Origin of the sequence: uncultured Agitococcus sp., from assembly GCF_937920075.1 — a bacterium.
GTDB lineage: Bacteria > Pseudomonadota > Gammaproteobacteria > Pseudomonadales > Moraxellaceae > Agitococcus.
Genome location: NZ_CALETI010000382.1, coordinates 1 through 1,197 on the forward strand (window position 1 = coordinate 1; position 1,197 = coordinate 1,197).

Below are 1,197 nucleotides of genomic sequence, written 5' to 3' on the forward strand. Positions count from 1 at the left end.
TAGAGTTTGCAGAACTTGCAGATAATGGTTTTAATTTGGAGCTAACTGGTTTTGAGTTAGAGGAAATCAGCGCGGTTGATTTTGACGAAAGCGAGGAAGTGGGTATGCCTGAACTGGCAAGCGGTGATAAAGAACCCTTTCAGCAAAAGACCTTCACCCTGCATGACGAGCAAGCCGCAATCGTTGAAGATGCTGTTACGCTTGCTAGAACAAATCCGCTTGTAGACACAGGATTAAATGAGAATAGCAACGGCAACGCACTCGCTTTAATATGCTCCCAATGGCTAGAGGCTCGCAATGGTTAGTGCAAAGGATATTATTGTAAAGCCTATCACAGCACAGGCAGCTAATGCGCTTGTTAAGCGGGTGCATTATAGCGGTAAGGTGGTAAACAATAGCACGTTACACTTTGGCGCGTACCTTAACGACAAACTAGAGGGCGTTATGTCTTTTGGGTCGCCATTGGATAAGCGCAAGGTTTTGCCATTGGTTGACGGTACTCAGTGGAATGGAATGCTTGAGCTAAACCGTATGGCGTTTAGCGACAGATTACCGCGTAACAGTGAAAGCCGTTGCATGGCAGTGGCTTTTCGATTGATTAAAAAACACTACCCGCATATTGAGTGGGTGTTGTCGTTCAGCGATGGGACGCAATGCGGAGATGGTACGATCTACAGGGCAAGCGGTTTTGTGCTGACAGGTATCAGAAAAAACGGACAGATAATTAAATTTCCAGATGGGTTAATTGAGACAAGGCTTGTATTAACAGACTCTAGGCGACCAAGACGTATTGAGCTTGCTAAGAAGTACGGACTAATTTTAGGCGGTGGCACGTCATTAAAGCCATTTATAGACTTTGGCGCAGTACTATTAGACGGCTACCAACTCCGCTATATCTATTTCCTAAATCCTGAAGCAAAAAAGAGATTGACCGTTCCGATTTTACCGTTTTCAAAGATTGACGAAATGGGTGCAGGTATGTATAAAGGTAAATCAATTAAGCGTGATACAAAGGCTACCACTAGCGACCAGTTAGTGGGCGGTGGTGCGATTCCAACCATCACGCTCCACTCATCTTGTGCGGCCTCAAAAAAAACACATGAGGCTTAACTATGTCAAAACCATTGCACCAACCAACCGATAAAACGAGAGCAGAAATTATCGCTTTGCGTTCTTATGGTGTGCCTATTAAAGAAG

The 1,197-nt window shown here is 44.6% G+C and carries 2 protein-coding genes; both read left to right on the forward strand.

What is annotated here, in order from left to right:
- Nucleotides 1-305 (forward strand): hypothetical protein (locus tag Q0212_RS12885; protein ID WP_297926159.1); only part of this gene is annotated, 305 nt, incomplete at its 5' end.
- The gene (locus Q0212_RS12890) at nucleotides 298-1,110 is read left to right on the forward strand and encodes a hypothetical protein (protein WP_297926161.1); all 813 of its coding nucleotides are present in this window, start codon (nucleotides 298-300) and stop codon (nucleotides 1,108-1,110) included. The genes Q0212_RS12885 and Q0212_RS12890, both read left to right, overlap by 8 nt.
- Nucleotides 1,111-1,197 lie beyond the last annotated feature (87 nt).